Origin of the sequence: Lysobacter changpingensis (assembly GCF_017308985.1) — a bacterium.
GTDB lineage: Bacteria > Pseudomonadota > Gammaproteobacteria > Xanthomonadales > Xanthomonadaceae > Lysobacter_J > Lysobacter_J changpingensis.
Window position 1 is genome coordinate 1,233,573 of sequence record NZ_JADWPE010000003.1, and the last position, 21,000, is coordinate 1,254,572.

Consider the following 21,000-nt stretch of genomic DNA (forward strand, 5'->3'; position numbering starts at 1 on the left):
CGTGAAAGCAGGAGGAAAGCCTTTGCGCTGGCTCTTCACCCGTCCCCGATTCCCGGTCCGAAAAGCAACGTCGTAACCAGGTGACGCCGTCGTGAAGCGACGGCATCGCACGTTGCATGCCACCTTGGAAAAATCGCCTGCGTGGCGCGCCATCGCCGCACGCACGGTGTATGTTCGCCGCATACCGAGGGCGAACGCGATGACGACACCATCCGGGCCTCAGGCCGCCCCAGACCGCACTGCACCGCCGCCGGGCGAGGACGAGGCAGCGGCGACGCAGTCGCAACTCGCAGGCATGATCCTGCTGCACCAGCTCAGCGAGGAACTGGTCGGCGCGGAAGACGAAAGTGCGCTCTACCAGAAGCTGGTGAACGCGGCGGTCGCGATCATGCGTTCGGACTTCGGCAGCCTGCAGGTGCTCGAAGCCGGCGGTCGCGGTCCGCAGTTGCGCCTGATCGCCGCGCACGGATTCACGCCGCACGCGCAGCACCACTGGGCCGTCGTCGACGCCGATTCGAACTGCATCTGCGGGCTCGCGTTGCGCAGGGGCGAGCGCGTGATCTCGTCGGATCTCGTACGCGACGCGCTCATCCCGCAGGATGACCTGGCCGTGTATCTGGACACCGGCATGCTCGCCGTGCAGAGCTCGCCGCTGATCACGCGCCACGGCCGCCTGCTCGGCATGCTCTCCACGCACTGGCGCCGCACGTACGCGCCCACGGCCGACCAGCTGCGGCTGTTCGACATCCTCGTGCGCCAGGCCGCGGAGCTGATCGAACGCAACCAGGTCGACGCCGCGCTGCGCGAACGCGAGGCCTGGCTCGCCGGACAGAAGGAAGCGATGCAGGCGGCGATGGACGGCGCGCCGCTGGAGGTCTCGCTCGGCGTGCTTGCGCGCACCGCGACGCAGCAGCTCGACGACGGCGTGCGCGCGGCGTTCTACCTGTCCGATGTGGACGGAAAGCAGCTGAACCACGTCGTCGGCATGGACGAGACCTACGCGCAGGCGGTGAACGGCTTCCTCATCGGGCCCGAATCGCTCACGTGTGGGCTTGCCACCGCCACCGGCGAGGCCGTGCTTACCAGCGACGTACGCGAGGATCCGCGCTGGCAGCCCTGGCTGTGGCTCGCCGAGCGTTTCGGCTATCGCGCCTGCTGGAGCTTCCCGATCCACACCTCGGCCGGTTCGTTCGTCGGCACCTTCGCGCTGTACTGGCCGCAGCCGCACGAAGCGACGCCGCGCCACATCGACCTGGCCGCGCGGCTCACCCAGACCGCCGCGATCATCATCTCGCGCGACATCGAAGCCACCGCGCGCCGCCGCACCGCCGCGGCCTTGCGCGAAAGCGAAGCGGCGCTGCGCGACGCCGGGCGGCGCAAGGACGAGTTCCTCGCAATGCTCGCGCACGAGCTGCGCAACCCGATCGCGGCGATCCGCAACGCCAGCTACCTGCTGCTCAACCATCCCGATTCGGTCGCCACCGCGCGGTGTTCGGCGCTGATCGACCGGCAGGTCGCGTTGCTGACCGAGCTGGTCGACGACCTGCTCGACGTCTCGCGCATCACGCGCGGCCTGGTCACGCTGCGGCGCGAGCCCTGCGAACTGCAGGCCATCGCGCGCAACGCGCTGTCGAGCCTGCAGCCGATGATCGCCGGCAAGGGCCACCGCCTGGAGTTCGCCGCGCCGGAGCTGCCCGTGCGCGTGATCGGCGATCCGGGACGCATCGAGCAGATCGTGGTGAACCTGGTCTGCAACGCGGTGAAGTACACCGATCCGGGCGGTCGCATCGGCGTGACGATCCAGGCGCACGACGGCGCGGCGGAACTGCGCGTGAGCGACGACGGCATCGGCATGTCGCCGGAAGTGACCGGGCGCGTGTTCGATCTGTTCGCGCAGGCCGAGCGCGGGCTGGCGCGCTCGCAGGGCGGGCTCGGCATCGGCCTGACCATCGTCAAGCAGCTGGTCGAACTGCACGGCGGCACGGTGCGGGCCTTCAGCGAAGGAACGGGGCGCGGCTCGGAATTCACCGTGCGCCTGCCGCTGGCCCAGGTTCCGTATGCGCACGTGGACGCGAGCCGCGAACCACAGCGCGCGAACCCGCTGGCCGCGCACCGCGTGCTGGTCGTCGACGACCGCGAGGACTGCGTGGATTCGATGGCCGCGCTGCTGGAGATCCACGGCGCGCAGGTGCGCACCGCGAGCAACGGCGTCCGCGCGCTGGAGCTGATCCGCGCGTGGAAGCCGGACATCGTGCTGCTCGACCTGGGCCTGCCCGACATCGACGGTTTCGAGGTCGCACGCCGCGTGCGCGCGGACCCCGATGGCCACGCCGTGCTGCTGGCCGCGGTGAGCGGCTACGGACAGCCGGACGATGTGGAGCGCGCGCTCGCCGCGGGCTTCGACCGGCACTTCATCAAGCCGGTGGACATTCCGGAGCTGGTGCGGTGGTTGCAGGAGGTGTCGCTTGCTGCGGCGGGCGCGACAGCGAAGGTCTGATCGCACCGCTGGAAACAGAAAGCCCCGCTTCCGCGGGGCTTTCCTGCATGCAGCGCGGTGGCGCGGCGATCACCGCACCTGCGCCAGCTCCACGCCGTCCAGCCCGGCCGCGAGCGTCTTCGCGTCGCCGCCCTGCGCCAGCTTGATGCGCAGGCGCACTTCGTTCTGCGAGTCGGCGTAGCGCAGCGCGTCCTCGTAGGAGATCTCGCCGGCCTGGTACAGCTCGAACAGGCTCTGGTCGAAGGTCTTCATGCCCAGCTGCACGGAGTCCTTCATCACTTCCTTGAGCTTGTGGATCTCGCCGTCGCGGATGTAGTCCTGCACCAGCGGCGTGCCCAGCAGGATTTCCATCGCCACGCGACGGCCCTTGCCGTCGGGCGTGGGGATCAGCTGCTGCGCGACCACGCCCTTGAGGTTCAAGGACAAGTCCATCAGCAACTGCTGGCGGCGGTCTTCCGGGAAGAAGTTGATGATGCGGTCCATCGCCTGGTTGGCGTTGTTCGCGTGCAGCGTGCACAGCACCAGGTGGCCGGTTTCGGCGAAGGCGATGGCGTGGTCCATGCCTTCGCGCGTGCGCACCTCGCCGATCATGATCACGTCCGGCGCCTGGCGCAGCGTGTTCTTCAGCGCCGCTTCCCAGCTGTCGGTGTCGATGCCGACCTCGCGCTGCGTGATGATGCAGCCCTCGTGCTTGTGCACGAATTCGATCGGGTCCTCGATGGTGATGATGTGGCCGGTCGAATTGAGGTTGCGGTAGCCGATCATCGCCGCCAGCGAGGTCGATTTACCGGTGCCGGTCGCGCCGACGAAGATGATGATGCCGCGCTTGGTCATCGCCAGTGTCTTGATCACCGGCGGCAGGTTCAGCTCTTCCACCGTCGGGATCTTGGTCTCGATGCGACGCAGCACCATGCCGACCTGGTTGCGCTGGTAGAAGCAGCTCACGCGGAAGCGGCCGACGCCGGCGACGCCGATGGCGAAGTTGCACTCGTGCGTCTTCTCGAATTCCTCGCGCTGCTGCGGGCTCATCACGTTGAGCACCATGTCGCGCGACTGCTGCGGCGTCAGCGGGTTCTGGGTGATCGGCGCGATCTTGCCGTGCACCTTCATCGACGGCGGCATGCCCGCGGTGATGAACAGGTCCGACGCCTTCTGGTGCGCCATCAGCTTCAGGAACGAAGTGAAGTCGATGGCGCCGGTGGCGGCGTTGACGGCGGGCGTGGCGCCTGGAGTGCTGGTGCTCATGTGTGTCCCCTTTGGGCAGGACTCGGGATTTGGGACTCGGGACGCGGCGAACCATCGCCCAACCCCGAACATCCCTCACCGCTTCCCGCAAACAGCTGATACTGACTAATCCCCAAGTGCATCCATCGAGCCCCGGTCCCGGGTCCCGGATGTCACTCGAACAACCGCTTGTCCTTGGCGTATTCCTTCGCCTGCGGACGCAGGATCAGGCCGCGCTTGACGAGGTCCTGCAGGTGCTGGTCGAGCGTCATCATTCCGTAGCTCTGGCCGGTCTGGATCGCCGAGTACATCTGCGCGACCTTGTCCTCGCGGATCAGGTTACGGATGGCCGGGATGCCGACCATGATTTCCCACGCCGCGGTGCGACCGCCCCCGACCTTCTTCAGCAGCGCCTGCGAGATCACCGCGCGCAGCGATTCGGACAGCATCGAGCGCACCATCGGCTTCTCGCCGGCGGGGAACACGTCGATGATGCGGTCGATGGTCTTGGCCGCCGACGAGGTGTGCAGCGTGCCGAACACCAGGTGGCCGGTTTCCGCGGCGGTCAGCGCCAGGCGGATGGTTTCCAGGTCGCGCAATTCGCCGACGAGGATGTAGTCCGGGTCTTCACGCAGCGCCGAACGCAGCGCCTCGTTGAAGCCGTGCGTGTCGCGGTGCACCTCGCGCTGGTTGATCAGGCACTTCTGCGAGGTGTGCACGAATTCGATCGGATCCTCGACCGAGAGGATGTGGCCGTATTCGCTCTTGTTGATGTGGTCGAGCATCGCCGCCAGCGTGGTCGACTTGCCCGAACCGGTCGGGCCGGTCACCAGGATCAGGCCCTGCGGCTGGTCGATCAGTTCGCGGAAGATCGGCGGGCAGCCCAGGTCGTCCAGCGTGAGCACTTCGGACGGAATCGTACGGAACACCGCACCGGCGCCGCGGTTCTGGTTGAACGCGTTGACGCGGAAGCGCGCCAGGCCCGGGATCTCGAACGAGAAGTCGACCTCGAGGAATTCCTCGTAATCGCGGCGCTGCTTGTCCGACATGATGTCGTACACCAGCGCGTGGACCTGCTTGTGGTCCAGCGCCGGGATGTTGATGCGCCGCACGTCGCCGTCCACGCGGATCATCGGCGGAAGGCCGGCGGACAGGTGCAGGTCGGATGCTTTGTTCTTGACCGAGAACGCCAGAAGTTCGGCGATATCCATGCGTGCTCCCCTGCACTGCCGGAGTGAAACTGTGGAACGGAAGGACCCCTGGAGGGCAGTATAGCCCCCACTCCTCGCCCCAAACCAAGCACCTTTTCCAGGAATTGAGACGTGCGCGCACGCGCCCTTGCGGACATCCTGCTCCAGCTCCAGAACGCCGCGACCGCGGCCGGCCGGCCGCAGCCGCGCCTGCTCGCAGTCAGCAAGACCCAGGATGCGACGGCCGTCGCGGAATTGGCCGACGCCGGACAGCGGGCCTTCGGCGAGAACTACGTCCAGGAGGCCATGGGCAAGGCTGCCGCGCTCGCCGACCGCGGGCTGGAATGGCACCTCATCGGCCATCTCCAGTCCAACAAGGCAAAGGAGGCGGCGGCGCTGTTCGACTGGGTGCAGACCGTGGACCGCCCCAGGCTGGTCGAGGCGCTGGCGCGGCACCGCTCCGACGACCGGACGCCGCTGAACGTGCTGATCCAGGTGAACATCGACGACGAGGCCAGCAAGCACGGCTGCCAGCCCGACGACGTGCCGGCGTTGGCGCGGGCCATCGCCGCGCAGCCGCGACTGTGCCTGCGCGGGCTGATGGTGATCCCCACCCCGCATCCCGACCCCGAACAGCGCCGCGACGCCTTCCGCCGCACGCACGCCCTGTTCGATGCGCTGCGTGCGGGGCATCCGTCCGTCGACACGCTGTCGATGGGGATGAGCGACGACTTCGCGGTCGCCATCGCCGAGGGGGCGACGATGGTGCGGATCGGGACGGCGTTGTTCGGGGCGCGGCCCAGGCGGGACCCGGAAAAGGCGAACTGACGCGCTTTGTTATCTTTCCGGCTGTTTCTTACCTGCAGCATTCCGATGGCACATCCGAGTCCCGAGTCCAAAGTTCCGAGTCCCGACCAGGTCGCCTTCATCGGCGGCGGCAACATGGCCCGCAGCCTGATCGGCGGACTGGTCGCGCGCGGCCAGGCACCGCAGGCGATCCGCGTCGCGGAACCCGTGGCGTCGCTGCGCGATGCCCTGCAGCGCGACTTCGGCGTGACGTGCGCCGGGCACGCCGTTGCGGCCGCCGACGGCGCCGACGTCTGGGTGCTCGCGGTCAAGCCGCAGGTGATGCGCGAGGTCTGCACCGCGCTCGCCGAGCTCGCGCAGAAACGCCGTCCGCTGGTGGTGTCCATCGCCGCGGGCATCACCACCGGCCAGCTCGATCGCTGGCTCGGCGGCGGCATGGCGATCGTGCGCGCGATGCCGAACACGCCCGCGCTGCTCGGCGTCGGCATCACCGGCCTGTTCGCGAACGCGCGCACCGACGACGCGCAGCGCGCGAACGCGACGGCGCTGCTCGAAGCGGTCGGCCCCGCCGTGTGGATCGACGACGAATCCACGATGGACGCGGTCACGGCGGTGTCCGGCAGCGGCCCGGCGTACGTGTTCCTGCTCGCCGAGGCGATGCAGGCCGCCGGCGTCGCGCAGGGCCTGTCGCCGGATGCGGCGCGTGCGCTGGTGCGGCAGACGCTGCTCGGTGCGGCGACGATGCTGGTCAGGCAGGACGAACCCGCCGACGTGCTGCGCGCGCGCGTGACCTCGCCCGGCGGCACCACGCAGGCGGCGATCGAAACCTTCGAAGCCGGCGGCTTCCGCGAACTGGTGGATCGGGCGATCGCCGCTGCAACGCAACGCGGTCGCCAGTTGTCCGCCGCGAACGACTGATCCCCTGACCGGAGCGAACATGCGCCACGCCTTCGCGATCTGCCTGCTGTGCACCGCCGCGCTCACCGCCTGTGGCGGAAACGCGCCGCCCGCGCCATCGTCCCGTGCCTCCGCCTCGCAGGAAGCGGTGAGCCGCATCGGCGACGTCACCATCCGCGCGAGCGCCGTTCCGACGAACGCGTTGGGCGAGCAGGTCGCACGCCAGTACGGCATCGCGCGCACCGACGACACGGTGATGTTGCTGATCGGCGTACGCCAGGGCGAAGGCGCGCAGGAAACCGCGCTGCCGGCGCGCATCGTCGCCACCGCGACCGACCTGCGCGGCCGGACGCGTCCGATCGAAATGCGCGAACTGCGCAGCGCGGACCCGGCCTCGGGCCAGCCGTTGCTCGATTACGTCGGCATCGCAGACATCGCCCCGCCGGACACGCTGCGCTTCGATGTGCAGATCGTCCGCGAAGGCGGCGCGACGTCGCAGATGCAGTTCAGCCGGGATTTTTATCCGCGGTGAGGTGAGCGCGCGCTTGCGTGCGTCTTGGCGAAGACAAAAGCCAAGCCGTAGCGCGCACTTCATGCTGTCGTTTGTGGCCTTTGTAGTTTTGTAGCCCGGGTAAGCAAAGCGCACCCGGGACCGCGGTCGCTCCTCCAACCCGGGTGCGCTTCGCTTACCCGGGCTACAGAAGCAACTCTCTTCCAAAGAAGACCGTCCCGGCGAACGGCGCAACACCTCACCGCCGCCCCGCCCACGCCCGTATCACCTTCGCAATCTCCCGGACCCCGTCCGTCAGCGCCGCAGGTCCCGGCTGCAGGATCATCGGCGACTTGATCTCGTGCAGCTCGCCATCGCGCACCGCGGGAATGGCATTCCAGCCAGCTCGCGCCGCGACCTTCTCGGGGCGGAACTTCTTCCCGCACCACGAGCCCAGCACGATGTCCGGCGCGCGCCGCACCACTTCGGACGGATCTTCGAGGATGCGCTGCTTCGCCAGCGATTCGGCGGCCCGCTCCGGAAAGATGTCGTCGCCGCCGGCGATGCCCACGAGTTCGGACACCCACCGGATCCCGCTGATCAGCGGCTCGTCCCATTCCTCGAAATACACCTTCGGCCGTTGCGGCAACGCGGCGGCTTCGCGCGCGATGTCGTCCAGCCCGCGCGCCAGATCATCCGCATACGCGTTCGCGCGATCGGCCGCGCCGACCAGCGCGCCAAGGCGGCGGACGTAGTCGAGGATGCCGTCCACGCTGCGGTGGTTGCTGATCCACACCTCGACGCCGTGGCGGATCAGCTCGCCCGCGATCTCCGCCTGGATGTCGGAAAACCCGACCACGAAATCCGGCTGCAGTTTCAGGATCTCGCCGATCTTCGCGCTGGTGAACGCGCTGACCTTCGGCTTCTCCCTGCGCGCGATCGCCGGGCGCACGGTGAAGCCGCTGATGCCGACGATGCGGTCCTGCTCGCCCAGCGCGTACAGCGTTTCCGTCGGTTCCTCGGTGAGGCAGACGATGCGGCGCGGACCGTGCGTCATGGCGTCACCGGCGTCGCGACGGGTTTGCGGAAATACACCACGCGTTCGGTCTCCTCGAAGCCGTACGACGCATGCGCGGCGTGGCTGGCGGTGTTGCCGATCAACGCATCCGACGCCAGTTCCGTGCAACCCTGCGCACGCGTCCAGTCCTCCACGGCCTGCACCAGCGCGCGGCCCACGCCGCTGCGACGATGGGCGTCCACCACGTAAAGCCCTTCGAGGAAGCCAACCGGCGAGGTCTGCGTGCCATTGACGTAATCGCTGCGGATCGTCGCCTCGGCGAAACCGATCGCGCGATCGGCCCCGTCGAACGCGAGGAACGCCGCCGCGCGCCAGTCGGGATCGAAGTACGCGCGCACTTCGGCCAGCGCACCCGCATCCTCGTCCGGCCACAGGCGAACGCGCATCGCGACCCACGCTTCGGTATCGCCCGGTGTCGCCAGGCGCACGCGCCAGCGCGGACCGCGCGGCGATGCACTCACGGGAACAGCATCCGCTGGTGCCAGTCGCCGGCGACGTCGCGTTCGTAGACCTGGCGTTCGTGCAGGCGGAAGTTCGCGCCGTACCAGAATTCGATCGTGTCCGGCTTCACGCGCAGGCCGGTCCAGCGCGGCGGGCGCGGGACGTCGCGGCCTTCGAATTCGCGCTCGGCCTGGGCCAGGCGCTCTTCGAAATGCCCGCGCGATTCCAGCGTCTCGGACTGTTTCGACGCCCACGCGCCGAGCTGGCTGCCGCGCGGACGCGTGGCGAAGTACGCGTCGGCTTCCTCGTCGCCCACGATCTCGACCGGGCCTTCGATGCGCACCTGCACGCCGTCGCGCACGCGCGGCCAGTGGAACAGCAGCGCGGCGTGTGGATTGGCCTGCAGTTCGCGACCCTTGCGACCGTCCAGGTGCGTGTAGAAGACGAAGCCGCGCGCATCGAACGCCTTGAGCAGCACCGTGCGCGCGGACGGTCGCGCGTCGAGGCTGGCGGTGGCGAGCGTCATCGCGGTGCGGTCGGGCTCGCCGGCGCGTAGCGCTTCTTCGAACAGCGCATCGAACGTGGCGAGGGCTTGCTTGAGCAGGTCGGGCGTGTCCATTGCGCTATTGTGGGCCGATGCCGCCCCGTGTGCACCCCGCCGCCGGATTCGACGCCGCGCTGGTCGAACGCGTGCTCGCCGATGCGCTCGCGCCGGGCGTGCGCGTGTACGGGATTTGCGGCCTGCAGGGTTGCGGCAAATCGACGCTGGCGGCGCAGGTCGCGGCACGGGCGCGTTCGCGCGGCCTGCGCGTGGCGGTGGTGTCGGTGGACGACGTCTACTTCGGCCGGCGCGAACGCCAGCGCCTGGCGCGGCGGGTTCATCCGCTGCTGGCCACGCGCGGTCCGCCCGGCACGCACGACGTGGCGCTGGGTCGCGCGACGCTGGATGCATTGCGCGAGGGCGCGCCGGTGGCGCTTCCGCGTTTCGACAAGCTCGCCGACACGCGCCTGCCGCCGTCGCGCTGGCATCGCGTCGACGCGGTGGATCTCACCCTGTTCGAAGGCTGGTTCCTGTGCACGCCGGCGCAGGACGAGGCCGCGCTGCGCGAGCCGCTGAACGCGATCGAACGCGAGCACGATGCCGACGGCCGCTGGCGCCATTACTGCAACGACGCATTGGCCCGCGAGTATCCCGCGCTGTGGTCGCGCATCGACCGCCTGCTGTTCCTGCAGCCGCCCGGCTTCGAAACCGTGCCCGCATGGCGCTGGGAGCAGGAGCGCGCCCTGCAGGCCCGACGTGCCGGCCCGCACGCCATGGACCGGGCCCGCGTGGCGCGCTTCGTGCAGTTGTTCGAACGCGTGAGCCGGCAGGCGCTGCGCACGCTGCCGGACATCGCCGACCTGACATTGCGGCTGGACGCGCAGCGGCGTCCGGTCGATGGCATACCGCCTTAGAATCACGGGATGAATCCCGCGCCGAACCTCGTCCTCGTCGGCCCCATGGGCGCAGGCAAGACCTGCGTCGGACGCCGCGTGGCCGAACGGCTCGGATTGCGCCTGGTCGATGCGGACCGCGAAATCGAGCGCCTCGCCGGCACCCGCATCAACACCATCTTCGAGGTCGAGGGGGAAGCCGGCTTCCGTGCACGCGAACGCGCGGTGCTGGCGTCGTTGCTGGAAGACGACGGCATCGTGCTGTCCACCGGTGGCGGCGCGGTGCTCGATCCCGACAACCGCCGCCTCATGCGCGAACGCGGCTTCGTCGTGCACCTGATGGTGAGCGTGGAACAGCAGCTCGCGCGGCTCGCGCGCGATCGCAGCCGGCCGCTGCTCGCACGCGGCGATCGCGAGCAGGTGCTGCGCGAACTCTCCGAGCGCCGCGCGCCGCTGTACGCGGAGGTGGCCGACCTGGTGTTCGATACCGATGCGCACGACAGCGTCGCGGCGGCCGATGTCCTCGCCCGCGAACTCCAGGCGCGCTGGTGTCGCACGCCCGACACGCGGGCTTCATCCACGCCGGCGGGACAATGCGCTGGCGGGCTCCACGACGAAGGCGGGAGCGACGCCCCGCCCTCGTCCCCCACTCCGGAATTCCCATGAGCACGATGCGCACGGTCAAGGTCGATGGCGAGGCGCGCTACGACATTTCCATCGGACCGGGGCTGCTCGGCGACTCGGCGCTGTTCGCGCACGCGCTGCGCGGCCGGCATGCGCTGGTGGTCAGCGATGGCAATGTCGCGCCGCTGTATGCCGAACGCGTGGAAGCCACGCTTCGCACCGCACGGCCGCAACTGGCGATCGCCTCCTTCGTGATCCCGCCGGGGGAGCAGGAAAAGACCCTCGCCCGCTTCTGCGAAACGCTGGATGCGCTGGCCGGGCTCGGCGCGACGCGCGATGCGGCGGTGATCGCGCTCGGCGGCGGCGTGGTGGGCGATCTGGCCGGTTTCGCCGCCGCGTGCTGGATGCGCGGCATCGACGTGGTGCAGGTGCCGACCACGCTGCTGGCGATGGTCGATTCCTCCGTCGGCGGCAAGACCGCGGTGGATCTGCCGGCGGGCAAGAACCTGGTCGGTGCGTTCCATCCGCCGCGCGCGGTGGTCGCCGACACGACCACGCTGCGCACGCTGCCGCCGCGCGAGCTGCGCGCGGGCCTGGCCGAAGTGGTGAAGTACGGCGCGATCTTCGAGGCCGAATTCCTCACCTGGCTCGAACACCACGCCGACGCGCTGCTGTCCGGCGACGACGCGGCGCTGTCGGAGGCGATCGCGCGTTCGTGCAGCTACAAGGCCGAAGTGGTTTCGCGCGACCCCTACGAACACGGCGAGCGTGCCCTGCTCAACTTCGGCCACACCTTCGGGCATGCGATCGAGGCCGAACAGGGGTATTCGGGCGCGGGAAGCGACGCGCTCAACCACGGCGAGGCGGTGGCGGTGGGGATGGTGCTGGCGGCGCGGCTGTCGGCGGCGCTGGGCCGCGCGCCGTCGGCGGACACGCACCGGCTGCAGGCGCTGCTGCAGCGCCTGGGGTTGCCGACGGTGGTGCCGGCCGGGCTCGATCCCGAGGCGCTGCTGGCCCGCATGCGCCTGGACAAGAAGGCCGACGCGGCCGGCCTGCGCTTCGTGCTGTGGGAACGCGCGGGGCTGGCGAAGGTGGTCTCCGGCGTGCCGGACGCGCGGGTGCTGGGCGTGCTGCGCGAGCGCTGAGGCCGGCGGCGCGGGCCCGGATCTGGTCCGGTTCGCCCCGGCACTGCGGCAAAGCCGCGTCAACGGCCGGCGCCACGCGCTCGTACAATGCCGGCCATGCGACTGCTCCTGCAACAACGGCCCGATGGCCGCGAAGCGCCCCGCTTCGTGCAACTGATGCTGCAACCCGACCTGCTCGGCGGGTGGACGCTGGTGCGCGAAAGCGGCCAGATCGGCGGGCGCAGCACGCTGCGGCGCGAGCAGTTCCTCGACCAGGCCAGCGCCATGGCCGCGCTGGAAGCCGCGCGCGACCAGCAGCTCAAGCGCGGTTTCCAGCTGATGTTCGTGCAGGGCGTCGACGCGCCCAGATAGCCGCGCGGCCGGCAACCCGGCCGCCGGAACGATCCGGTGCACGGCGATGCACCGGTGCCGCGCGGCGCGAGCCGCGATAATCACGCCCCTCGCGCCGACGCGGCGCCGCAAGGATCCACGATGACCGCAACGCCTCCGAAGAACGACCGTTTCCTGCGCGCCCTGCGGCGCGAGCCCGTCGACCGCACGCCCGTGTGGCTGATGCGCCAGGCCGGTCGCTACCTGCCGGAATACCGCGCCACGCGCGCCGCCGCCGGCAGCTTCCTGGGCATGGCGAAGAATCCGGAACTGGCCTGCGAGGTCACGCTGCAACCGCTGCGCCGTTTCCCGCTGGACGCGGCGATCCTGTTCTCCGACATCCTCACCGTGCCCGACGCGATGGGCCTTGGGCTGTATTTCGTCGAAGGCGAAGGCCCGAAGTTCGAGCGCCCGGTGCGCACGCACGAGGACATCGCGAAGCTCGCCGTGCCCGACATGGATCGCGACCTGCGCTACGTCACCGACGCAGTGCGCACGATCCGCCGCGAACTCGACAACGCGGTGCCGCTGATCGGCTTCTCCGGCAGCCCGTGGACGCTGGCCTGCTACATGATCGAAGGCGGCGGCAGCGAGAATTTCTCGAAGGTCAAGGCGCTGGCGCTCAACGACCCGGCGGCGATGCACAAGCTGCTGGACGTGGTGAGCGACGCGGTCATCGCCTATCTCGACGCGCAGCGCCAGGCCGGTGCGCAGGCACTGCAGGTGTTCGACACCTGGGGCGGCGTGCTGTCGCCGTCGATGTACCGCGAGTTCTCGCTGCGTTACCTGAAGAAGATCGCGCAGGCGCTGCCGCGCGGCGCGGAGAAGGCCCCGCTGATCCTGTTCGGCAAGGGCAATGGCGCGTACCTGGAAGAACTCGCCGACACGGGCGCCGAAGGCGTCGGCATCGATTGGACGGTCGGCCTGGGAGACGCCGCCCGCCGCACCGGCGGCAAGGTCGCGCTGCAGGGCAACCTCGACCCGGTGACGCTGTACGCGCAGCCGGAGGCGATCCGCCGCGAGGTCGGCCGCGCACTCGACGATTACGCGCAGGGCAACGGTGGCTCGCGCGAGGGCCACGTGTTCAACCTCGGCCATGGCATGTCGCCGGACATGAGCCCGGACCACGTCGCCGCGCTGGTGGCGGCGGTGCATGAGTTGAGCGCGCGATAGCGCGCTTGCCTGAGGAACTGGGCGCGTTGAGCCCCTCTCCCACCGGGAGAGGGGTTGGGGTGAGGGTCGGCGCGCGCCACCACGCCGGCACTCGCTGCTGCCCTCCGCCCGAGGCGCGAACAGCAAAGAAGGTTCCAGCTTTCGCTGGAAATAACGAGGCAGCCCCTACGCCACCTGCTCCCGCGGCACCCCCTGCAGCAACGCCGCCAGCATCGCCCCCGTCACCGGTTTGCGCAGGAAACCCTGGAACCCCGCCGCCATCGCCTGCGGCTCGGCGTCGGCGTCGGCGCGGGCGGTGATCGCCAGCAGCGGACGATCGAAGCCCTGCAGCCGCAACTGCTGCGCCAGCGCCAGCCCATCCATGCCGGGCAGATCGAGATCTAGCAGCGCCGCGTCGAACGTTCCCGTCGCCGCTTCGGCCAGCGCCGCGAGCGCGTGCGCGACGTGGACGATGCGGTGTCCCTGCGCGCGCAACAGGCCGCAGATCACCTCGGCGACCGTCGGGTCGTCCTCCACCAGCAGCAGCGACAACGGCCCGCCGCGCGCGGCGAGCAGCGCCTGCGCGCCGTCCTGTTCGATCGGCAGCGCATCGTGCGGCAGCGGCAACTGGACGATGAAACGCGCGCCTTCGCCGGGCGCGCTCTCGACTTCGATCGAACCGCCCATCTCCGCGGTGAGTTCCTGCGAGATCGCCAGCCCCAGCCCGCTGCCGCCGTAGCGCGCGGCGGTGCGCGCGCCGTCGGCCTGTTCGAAGCGGCGGAACAGCCGCGCCTGCTGCTCGCTGGAAAGTCCCGGACCGGTGTCGGTCACCTCGAACCGCACGCCCTGCGGCGACAGCGCACGCACGCGCAGTTCGACCGAACCCCGCTCGGTGAACTTGATCGCGTTGGCGAGCAGGTTCAGCAGGATCTGGCACACGCGGTTCGCGTCGCCACGCATGCCGTGCGGGGCGTCATCGTCGACGATCACGCGGAACGCCAGCCGGCTCTGCTTCGCCAGCGGCGCCATCAGCGTCGCCGCGTCGTCGACGACGGTGCGCAGGTCGAACGGCTCGTCGGCCAGCTCCAGGCGGCCGGATTCGATGCGCGCCAGATCGAGCGCGTCGTTGACCAGTCGCAGCAGATGCCGGCCGGCGCGGCGGATCGAGTCGACGTGCCCGCGCTGGTGCGAATCCAGCGGCGTTTCCAGCAGCAGTTCGCTCATGCCCAGCACGCCGGTCATCGGCGTGCGAACTTCGTGGCCCAGCGTGGCGAGGAAGCGCGTCTTGGCGAGCGAGGCCTGCTTGGCGAGTTCGCGTTCGCGTTCCGACAGCTGCCACGCATGGCGTCGCTTCAGGCGGCGCCGGTACGCATCCGCGCTCCACCAGCCCACGGCCAGGATCATCGCGGCGAAGGAGGCGATCGCCGGCCACGTCTGCCACCACGGCGGTTTCGCGGTGACGGTCAGCGTTTGCGGCGCGGACCAGATGTTGTCCGCCGCGCGCGCGATGATCTGCAGCGTGTAGTCGCCGGGATCGAGCTGCGAATAGACGCGCTCGCCGCTGGCGTCGACGTCGACCCAGTCGGCGTCGTATCCGTTCATGCGGAAGCGGAACGCGTGGTTGCGCGCGTCGTTGAACGAGAGCAGGCGCGCGACCACGCGAAGGTCGCGGTCGCCGGGTTCGAGCACGATCGGCTTCGACGCGTCCAGCGGCGTGCGCACGTCGCCGCGGCTCACGTCCACGCCCTGCACCAGCAGGCGCGGCGATTGCAGTTCCGGGTGCACGTCGGCGGCGGTGAACATCACCAGGCCGTCGGGCGAGCCGACGAGGATGCGGTCGCGATCGCGCGTGGTCACCGGCTTGCCGGGGAATTCCTGGTTCGAGAGCCCGTCGCGCACGCTGTACACGCGCACGGCGCGACGCTCCGGATCGATGCGCAGCAGCCCGCGCACGGTGGTCGCCCAGACCACGCCTTCGCGATCGACGACCACGCCGTTGAGCGCGACTTCGGGCATGCCGGCCGAACGGTCGAGCCGCTGCATGCGCGTGAGCTTCGCGCCGTCCCAGCGGTACTGTTCGAGCACGCCCAGGCGCGCGATCCAGACGCGGTTGCGCCCCTCCATGGCGAAGCTGAGGATGGTGCCGCCGGGCGCGCCCGGCACGGGGATGAAGCGGCGCGCGGTGTAGTCCCATTGCGACAGGCCGTCCGACCACGCGAGCCACAGCGCGCCGTTCGGGCCCGCACCGATCTGCTGGATCGTGCCGCCTTCCGGCGGCCCGCGCAGGTCGCCGGGGACGATCGATTCCATCCGCACGCCTTCGGGCGTGCGCGCCTGCACCTCGCCGGCGGGACCGGCGATCCAGACCAGTCCGTCGGAGGTCTGCGCGAGGTACGCGCTGCCGCCGGGAATGGGGTCGCGCGGATCGTTCGCGGTCCAGCGCCGCACCTGCCCGGTCTTCGGGTCCAGGCGCACCAGGCCGTCGTGGTAGCTCGCCCAGACGTAGCCGGATCGGCCCTCCAGCACGTTGTAGACGATGTAGCCCTCGCTGAAGTCGCGCGCGACGTGGGCGATGTCGCCGGTGCGCGGATCGAAGCGGTCGAGCACGCCGCCGGTGCCGACCAGCCACATCGTGCCGTCGCTGCCGGGCGCGATGCCGTGCACGGCGGCGTTGCCGAGCGAGGCCGGATCGTCCAGCCGCCGCGAGTACAGCGCGAACTGGCGCCAGTTCGCCGGCAGGTACCACAGCCCGTTGCCGGCGCTGCCGAACCACACGCCGCCTTCGCGATCCTCCAGCGACGACGTCCACGACGGCCGCACCATGCCCTGCGACGCCGCGCTGAACAGCGGCACGTTCTGCACGCGTCCGTTCTGTTCGATGCCCATGCCCTGCGGCGTGTCGAACCAGTATTGCCCGGCGTGGTCGCGCACGAGGATGTCGAGCACCGTCGCGTCCGCGCCCAGCGCGCGGAACGGCGCGGCATCGAAGCGGCCGTCTGGACGGCGAACGCCGACGCCGCGCGGCGTGCCGAACCACAGCGTGCCGTCGGGCTGCACGCCGATCGAATTGATCACCGGCGAGGCGAACGCGTCCGTGCGCACGCGATCGAAATCGCGGCCGTTCCAGCGTGCCGCGCCGTCGCGCGTGGCGATCCACAGCTCGCCGGCCGGCGTGGTGCGCAGCTGGCTCACTTCCAGGCTGGGCAGGCTGTGCGGATCGTCCGGCTCGGGCACGAAACGCTGCACGCGGCCGTCGCGTCCGAGCCGGTGAAGGCCCGCCGACGCCGTGCCGAACCAGATCGCGCCGTCCGGCGTGGACGTCACGGACCACACGTTGTCGCTGCCGATCCCCGGCGTGTTGTGCGAGTCGTAATGGCGGAAGGTGCGGCGATCCGTGTCGAGCATCGCCAGCCCCGCCTGGCTGGTGCCGACCCAGATGCGGTTGCGCGCATCCACGTGCACCGACCACAGGTAGTTGTCGAGCAGCCCGTCGCCGGCCCGCCACACGCGGAAGGTGATGCCGTCGTAGCGCGCCAGGCCGTCGCTGGTGGCGATCCACAGGTAGCCGCTCTGGTCCTCGGCGATGCCGTTGATGCTGTTGGACGGCAGGCCGTCGGCGACCGTGAGCTGCCGCGGGCGCGGGATCGCCGGACCCGCGAAGGCGGCATGGCACACGGCGCACAACAGCAGCGCCCACAGCATTCGGATCATCCGGTTCCCCCGCCCACTTCAGGACGCACTCGCTTTCAGGATGCACGTCTTACGTGGGTCGGCGGGGATCGGCAAGGGGCGCCGCCGCTTCCCGCCACCACGGCGGCGCGCCCGCGCCTGCAACGGTTCGTTACGCCGCGGGTCCGCCCTGTTCACCCGCGTCCGCCTAGAATCCCGGCAACGTCCCCGCCGGAGAGCTCCGTGCCCGATCGTTCCGTGCCCGAGCGGATCCGCCCCGTTCTCCCCCGCGCCGCCTGGCTCGTGCTGGCGGCGCTCGGCGTGGCGCCGGCGGCCCCGGCGTTCGAGCCGCGCAGCTACGCGCTCGATCCGGTCCACACGCGGGTGCTGTTCGCGGTGGAGCACGCCGGATTCTCGAAGGCGTTGGGCACGGTCTCGGGCAGCACCGGCACGCTGGTGTTCGATCGCGACGACTGGCAAAGCGCGCGGCTGGACGTGCGCGTACCGCTGGAACGCCTGGACCTGGGCGATCCGAAGTGGAACGACGCCGTGCGCGCGAGCAACCTGCTCGACACCGGACGCCACCCCGACGCGCATTTCGTCTCCACGAACATCGAGCCCGTCGATGCCGACCACGCGAAGGTCTGCGGCGATCTCACCCTGCGCGGCGTCACCAGGCCGCTGTGCATGGACGTGACGCTCAACGCGTTCAAGCGCCATCCGCTGCCGCCGTTCCACCGCACCGCCGGTTTTTCCGCGACGGCGACGCTCAGTCGCGCGGCGTTCGGCATGAACGCGTGGCCGACCGTGATCGGCGATGCGGTCGAGCTTCGCATCGAGGCCGAGGCCGAGCTTTCGAAGAGCGGCGCGCAGGCGCCGGCCGATCCATCCGGCGAACCTTCCGAACCTTCCGAACCCCAATCCCAGGAACCCGAGCCCACGCCATGATGCTGAGAAATTCCGCCGAACGCTGGGGTCCGGTCAGCCAGTTGCTGCACTGGCTGATCGTGCTGCTGATCCTCGGCCTGGGCGTGGTCGGGCTGGTCATGGTCGAACTGCCGAAGTCGCCGCGCTGGTTCTGGGTCTACGACCTGCACAAATCCTTCGGGCTCACCGTGCTCGCGCTGATCGTGCTGCGCCTGCTGTGGCGCTGGTTCGCCGGCGCGCCGAAGCCGGTGCCGGGCACTCCGCGCTGGCAGGAACGCGTGGCCACCTCCACGCACGGCCTGCTGTATGCGCTGACCTTCGCCGTGCCGCTCTCGGGCTGGCTGTACGACTCGCTGAGCGGCCTGCGTCCGCTGCGCTGGTTCGGCCAGTTCAAGGTGCCCAAGCTCGCCGATCCGAGCCAGGCGCTCGCGCCGGTGATGCGCGACACGCACGAATGGCTGTTCTGGGCGCTGATCGCACTGGTCGCCGTGCATGCGGCGGCGGCGTTCTACCACCACCTGTTCCAGCACGACGCCACGCTGACGCGCATGCTGCCGCGCCGTCGCGCTTCTTCCCCCGATCCCGTTCCGGAGACCCGTTGATGTCGATCAAGCCCGCCCTGCTGGCGACCGTGCTGGCCGCGCTCGCCTTTCCCGCCTTCGCCGCCGACTACGTGCAGGCCGCCGGCTCGTCGCTGGTGTTCGCCAGCAAGTACGAAGGCGAAACCTTCACCGGCAAGATCCCGGGATTCGCGACGAAGCTGAGCTTCGATCCGGCGCAGCTGGCGACGTCGAAGCTCGACGTGACCATTCCCCTCGCCGGCGCGAACACCGCCAACAGCGATCGCGACGACACGCTGCGCGGCGCGGATTTCTTCTCGATCGCGAAGTTCCCGCAGGCGCGCTACACCGCGACGAAGTTCCGCAGCCTCGGCGGCAACCAGTACGCGGCCGACGGCACGCTGACCCTGCGCGGCGTGAGCAAGCCGGTGACGCTGACCTTCACCTGGACGCCGGGCGCGCAGCCGGTGCTGAGCGGCAAGGCCACCGTGAAGCGGCTGGATTTCGGCGTCGGCGGCGGCGACTGGGCCGACACGGCGCTGATTCCGAACGAGGTGGCGGTGAGCACGAAGGTGGTGTTCGCGCCGGCGAAGTGAGGGTGCCGTTGTAGCCCGGGCAAGCGGAGCGCACCCGGGGCAGGCGTAACAGCGGCGGTGTCCCGGGTGCGGCCTTCGGCCTTGCCCAGGCTGCAAAACCACAATCAACGACCGACGAACGCCACCACCTGCGCCACGTCGAACGGCCAGTCCAGCTCCACGCCGCGCGTCTCGTCGCGCAGCACCGGAACGCGCACGCCGTAACGCATCTCCAGCGCGTCGTCGCCGTCGATGAACACGCTCTCGAATTCGGGCACCCGAGCCTGCGCGAGCACCTCCAGCGCGAGGTCGCACAGGTGGCAATCGTCGCGCTGGAACAGCGTCAGCGGTGGTGCGACGGCGGGCACGTCCTGCATACGCAATGCGGCGGAGTATGGCGGGGCCGGCCCCGCGGGGCGCGTAGAATAGCGGTATTTCCGCCGCACCCGTCGTGCGCGCGGTGGCCTTTTCCGGAGCAGTGCGTGGCCGTCAGCAGTTTCGACCTCTTCAAGATCGGCATCGGGCCGAGTTCGTCCCACACCGTCGGCCCGATGCGCGCCGCCGCGCGTTTCGTGCAGCGCTGGCTGCTGGAAGGCGGCAACGGCGACGGCAGCGACCTGGCGCGTACCGTGCGCGTGCGCGCCGAAGTCTTCGGCTCGCTCGCGCTCACCGGCCGTGGCCATGGCACCGACAAGGCGGTGCTGATGGGCCTTGAAGGCCATCTGCCCAACGAGATCGATCCGGACCTGATTCCGGCGGCCCTGGAACGCATCCGCAGCACCAAGCGCATCCGCCTGTTCGACCGCCACGAGATCGGCTTCGACGAGAAGCACGACCTCATCATGAACAAGCGCCAGAAGCTGCCGTTCCACACCAATGGCATGCGCTTCACCGCTTTCGACGCGGACGGCAACGTGATCGCCACGCGCGACTACTACTCCGTCGGCGGCGGCTTCGTGGTGAACCAGGACGAAGCGGCGGAAGACCGCATCGTCGCCGACACGACCGAACTGCCCTATCCGTTCCACTCCGGCGACGAACTGCTCGCGCGCAGCCGCGACAGCGGATTGAGCATCGCGCAGCTGATGTACGCCAACGAACAGGTGTGGCGCACGCCGGCGGAGATCGACGCGGGGCTCGACGAGATCTGGAACGCGATGCAGGCGTGCGTGGCGCGCGGCATCCGCGAGAAGGGCACGTTGCCGGGTGGCCTGCATGTGTCGCGCCGCGCACCGGCGCTGCATGCGGAACTTGCGGCGCGGCCGGAAGCGGCGATGCGCGATCCGCTCACCACGCTGGACTGGGTCAACCTGTACGCGCTCGCGGTAAACGAGGAGAACGCCGCCGGTGGCCGCGTCGTCACCGCACCGACCAACGGCGCGGCGGGCATCATCCCCGCGGTGCTGCATTACTACGACCGCTTCTGCCCGGGCGCGAACATCCAGGGCGTGCGCACGTTCCTTTTGACCGCCGCGGCGGTGGGCATCCTCTACAAGGAAAACGCGAGCATCTCCGGCGCCGAGGTTGGTTGCCAGGGCGAAGTGGGCGTCGCGTGTTCGATGGCGGCGGCCGGTTTGACGGCGGCGATCGGCGGCACGTCGAGCCAGATCGAGAACGCGGCTGAAATCGGCATGGAACACAACCTCGGCCTCACCTGCGATCCGATCGGCGGGCTGGTGCAGATCCCCTGCATCGAACGCAACGCGATGGGCGCGGTGAAGGCGATCAACGCCAGCCGCATGGCGATGCGCGGCGACGGCAAGCACAAGGTGTCGCTCGACAAGGTCATCAAGACGATGCGCGACACGGGTCGCGACATGCAGGACAAGTACAAGGAAACGTCGCGCGGCGGGTTGGCGGTGAATGTGATCGAGTGCTGAGGGCACCCGTCATTCCAGCGAATGCCGGGATGACGTTGTTC

General features: G+C 69.8%; 19 protein-coding genes and 1 pseudogene. 13 read left to right on the forward strand and 7 right to left on the reverse strand.

All coding sequences use genetic code 11. The annotated features are described in order from the left end of the window. Window positions 1-199: 199 nt before the first annotated feature. A complete protein-coding gene (locus tag I4U41_RS12700; protein ID WP_206861451.1) occupies window positions 200-2,497 on the forward strand; it encodes a hybrid sensor histidine kinase/response regulator in 2,298 nt (765 codons plus the stop codon). Window positions 2,498-2,566: 69 nt separating this feature from the next. Here the strand turns inward: I4U41_RS12700 and I4U41_RS12705 are convergent, their stop codons facing one another. Both I4U41_RS12705 and I4U41_RS12710 read right to left on the reverse strand, forming a co-directional pair. After that, window positions 2,567-3,742 (reverse strand): PilT/PilU family type 4a pilus ATPase, encoded by a 1,176-nt coding sequence (locus I4U41_RS12705; protein WP_206861452.1) that lies wholly within the window; start codon window positions 3,740-3,742, stop codon window positions 2,567-2,569. Window positions 3,743-3,894: 152 nt separating this feature from the next. Then, window positions 3,895-4,932, reverse strand: coding sequence for a type IV pilus twitching motility protein PilT (locus I4U41_RS12710; protein WP_206861453.1), 1,038 nt, complete (start codon window positions 4,930-4,932; stop codon window positions 3,895-3,897). A gap of 111 nt (window positions 4,933-5,043) precedes the next feature. Here I4U41_RS12710 and I4U41_RS12715 point away from each other — a divergent pair, with 111 nt between their 5' ends. From I4U41_RS12715 to I4U41_RS12725, 3 genes are read left to right on the forward strand one after another with little or no spacing between them, the layout of a single operon-like run. Beyond that, the gene (locus I4U41_RS12715; protein WP_206861454.1) at window positions 5,044-5,739 is read left to right on the forward strand and encodes a YggS family pyridoxal phosphate-dependent enzyme; all 696 of its coding nucleotides are present in this window, start codon (window positions 5,044-5,046) and stop codon (window positions 5,737-5,739) included. 45 nt (window positions 5,740-5,784) lie between these two features. After that, window positions 5,785-6,636 (forward strand): pyrroline-5-carboxylate reductase, encoded by an 852-nt coding sequence (gene proC, locus I4U41_RS12720; protein WP_206861455.1) that lies wholly within the window; start codon window positions 5,785-5,787, stop codon window positions 6,634-6,636. 19 nt (window positions 6,637-6,655) lie between these two features. Then, window positions 6,656-7,147: a DUF4426 domain-containing protein gene (locus I4U41_RS12725; protein ID WP_206861456.1), complete on the forward strand. Its 492-nt coding sequence runs from the start codon at window positions 6,656-6,658 to the stop codon at window positions 7,145-7,147. Window positions 7,148-7,364: 217 nt separating this feature from the next. Here the strand turns inward: I4U41_RS12725 and I4U41_RS12730 are convergent, their stop codons facing one another. From I4U41_RS12730 to pdxH, 3 genes are read right to left on the reverse strand one after another with little or no spacing between them, the layout of a single operon-like run. Then, on the reverse strand, window positions 7,365-8,162 hold the full coding sequence (locus tag I4U41_RS12730) for a cobalamin-binding protein (RefSeq protein WP_206861457.1): 798 nt from the start codon (window positions 8,160-8,162) through the stop codon (window positions 7,365-7,367). After that, window positions 8,159-8,611 carry an aminoglycoside 6'-N-acetyltransferase gene (aac(6'), locus tag I4U41_RS12735; protein WP_320415193.1) on the reverse strand — a complete coding sequence of 151 codons (453 nt, stop codon included), beginning with the start codon at window positions 8,609-8,611 and terminating at the stop codon, window positions 8,159-8,161. The genes I4U41_RS12730 and aac(6') overlap by 4 nt, the downstream gene beginning before the upstream one ends. A gap of 29 nt (window positions 8,612-8,640) precedes the next feature. After that, window positions 8,641-9,243, reverse strand: a complete 603-nt coding sequence (gene pdxH / locus I4U41_RS12740) for a pyridoxamine 5'-phosphate oxidase (protein WP_206861458.1) — start codon at window positions 9,241-9,243, stop codon at window positions 8,641-8,643. Window positions 9,244-9,260: 17 nt separating this feature from the next. Between pdxH and I4U41_RS12745 the strand changes: the two genes are divergently transcribed. The 5 genes and pseudogenes from I4U41_RS12745 to hemE all read left to right on the forward strand — a co-directional run bounded on the left by I4U41_RS12745 (window position 9,261) and on the right by hemE (window position 13,369). Next, window positions 9,261-10,079 carry a kinase gene (locus tag I4U41_RS12745; protein WP_206861459.1) on the forward strand — a complete coding sequence of 273 codons (819 nt, stop codon included), beginning with the start codon at window positions 9,261-9,263 and terminating at the stop codon, window positions 10,077-10,079. Window positions 10,080-10,088: 9 nt separating this feature from the next. After that, window positions 10,089-10,613: pseudogene (locus I4U41_RS12750) on the forward strand (shikimate kinase); the annotation flags it as partial. A 101-nt stretch (window positions 10,614-10,714) separates the two neighbouring features. Next, window positions 10,715-11,827, forward strand: a complete 1,113-nt coding sequence (aroB, locus tag I4U41_RS12755) for a 3-dehydroquinate synthase (RefSeq protein ID WP_425492578.1) — start codon at window positions 10,715-10,717, stop codon at window positions 11,825-11,827. 96 nt (window positions 11,828-11,923) lie between these two features. After that, window positions 11,924-12,178 carry a WGR domain-containing protein gene (locus I4U41_RS12760; RefSeq protein WP_206861462.1) on the forward strand — a complete coding sequence of 85 codons (255 nt, stop codon included), beginning with the start codon at window positions 11,924-11,926 and terminating at the stop codon, window positions 12,176-12,178. A gap of 120 nt (window positions 12,179-12,298) precedes the next feature. Next, window positions 12,299-13,369, forward strand: a complete 1,071-nt coding sequence (hemE, locus tag I4U41_RS12765; protein ID WP_206861463.1) for a uroporphyrinogen decarboxylase — start codon at window positions 12,299-12,301, stop codon at window positions 13,367-13,369. 165 nt (window positions 13,370-13,534) lie between these two features. Here the strand turns inward: hemE and I4U41_RS12770 are convergent, their stop codons facing one another. Further along, window positions 13,535-17,050 carry a hybrid sensor histidine kinase/response regulator gene (locus I4U41_RS12770; protein WP_206861464.1) on the reverse strand — a complete coding sequence of 1,172 codons (3,516 nt, stop codon included), beginning with the start codon at window positions 17,048-17,050 and terminating at the stop codon, window positions 13,535-13,537. Window positions 17,051-17,287: 237 nt separating this feature from the next. Here I4U41_RS12770 and I4U41_RS12775 point away from each other — a divergent pair, with 237 nt between their 5' ends. From I4U41_RS12775 to I4U41_RS12785, 3 genes are read left to right on the forward strand one after another with little or no spacing between them, the layout of a single operon-like run. Then, the gene (locus tag I4U41_RS12775) at window positions 17,288-17,965 is read left to right on the forward strand and encodes a YceI family protein (protein ID WP_425492580.1); all 678 of its coding nucleotides are present in this window, start codon (window positions 17,288-17,290) and stop codon (window positions 17,963-17,965) included. Further along, a complete protein-coding gene (locus I4U41_RS12780) occupies window positions 17,962-18,546 on the forward strand; it encodes a cytochrome b (RefSeq protein WP_206861466.1) in 585 nt (194 codons plus the stop codon). The genes I4U41_RS12775 and I4U41_RS12780 overlap by 4 nt, the downstream gene beginning before the upstream one ends. After that, window positions 18,546-19,100: a YceI family protein gene (locus I4U41_RS12785; protein WP_206861467.1), complete on the forward strand. Its 555-nt coding sequence runs from the start codon at window positions 18,546-18,548 to the stop codon at window positions 19,098-19,100. Before I4U41_RS12780 ends, I4U41_RS12785 begins: the two co-directional genes overlap by 1 nt. Before the next feature lie 104 nt (window positions 19,101-19,204). On the opposite strand, the gene I4U41_RS12790 is transcribed toward I4U41_RS12785, so the two are convergent. Further along, window positions 19,205-19,456, reverse strand: coding sequence for a glutaredoxin family protein (locus I4U41_RS12790; protein ID WP_206861468.1), 252 nt, complete (start codon window positions 19,454-19,456; stop codon window positions 19,205-19,207). Between the two features lie 105 nt (window positions 19,457-19,561). Between I4U41_RS12790 and I4U41_RS12795 the strand changes: the two genes are divergently transcribed. Then, on the forward strand, window positions 19,562-20,959 hold the full coding sequence (locus tag I4U41_RS12795) for an L-serine ammonia-lyase (RefSeq protein WP_206861469.1): 1,398 nt from the start codon (window positions 19,562-19,564) through the stop codon (window positions 20,957-20,959). Window positions 20,960-21,000: the final 41 nt, after the last annotated feature.

Bases quoted from the DNA above. Each gene is read 5' to 3' on its own strand.
- I4U41_RS12705 (WP_206861452.1), bottom strand. From the start codon at position 3,742: ATGAGCACCAGCACTCCAGGCGCCACGCCCGCCGTCAACGCCGCCACC.
- pdxH (WP_206861458.1), bottom strand. From the start codon at position 9,243: ATGGACACGCCCGACCTGCTCAAGCAAGCCCTCGCCACGTTCGATGCG.
- I4U41_RS12770 (WP_206861464.1), bottom strand. From the start codon at position 17,050: ATGCTGTGGGCGCTGCTGTTGTGCGCCGTGTGCCATGCCGCCTTCGCG.
- I4U41_RS12725 (WP_206861456.1), top strand. From the start codon at position 6,656: ATGCGCCACGCCTTCGCGATCTGCCTGCTGTGCACCGCCGCGCTCACC.
- proC (WP_206861455.1), top strand. From the start codon at position 5,785: ATGGCACATCCGAGTCCCGAGTCCAAAGTTCCGAGTCCCGACCAGGTC.
- I4U41_RS12730 (WP_206861457.1), bottom strand. From the start codon at position 8,162: ATGACGCACGGTCCGCGCCGCATCGTCTGCCTCACCGAGGAACCGACG.
- I4U41_RS12745 (WP_206861459.1), top strand. From the start codon at position 9,261: ATGCCGCCCCGTGTGCACCCCGCCGCCGGATTCGACGCCGCGCTGGTC.
- I4U41_RS12780 (WP_206861466.1), top strand. From the start codon at position 17,962: ATGATGCTGAGAAATTCCGCCGAACGCTGGGGTCCGGTCAGCCAGTTG.
- I4U41_RS12785 (WP_206861467.1), top strand. From the start codon at position 18,546: ATGTCGATCAAGCCCGCCCTGCTGGCGACCGTGCTGGCCGCGCTCGCC.
- I4U41_RS12790 (WP_206861468.1), bottom strand. From the start codon at position 19,456: ATGCAGGACGTGCCCGCCGTCGCACCACCGCTGACGCTGTTCCAGCGC.
- hemE (WP_206861463.1), top strand. From the start codon at position 12,299: ATGACCGCAACGCCTCCGAAGAACGACCGTTTCCTGCGCGCCCTGCGG.
- I4U41_RS12760 (WP_206861462.1), top strand. From the start codon at position 11,924: ATGCGACTGCTCCTGCAACAACGGCCCGATGGCCGCGAAGCGCCCCGC.
- I4U41_RS12700 (WP_206861451.1), top strand. From the start codon at position 200: ATGACGACACCATCCGGGCCTCAGGCCGCCCCAGACCGCACTGCACCG.
- I4U41_RS12710 (WP_206861453.1), bottom strand. From the start codon at position 4,932: ATGGATATCGCCGAACTTCTGGCGTTCTCGGTCAAGAACAAAGCATCC.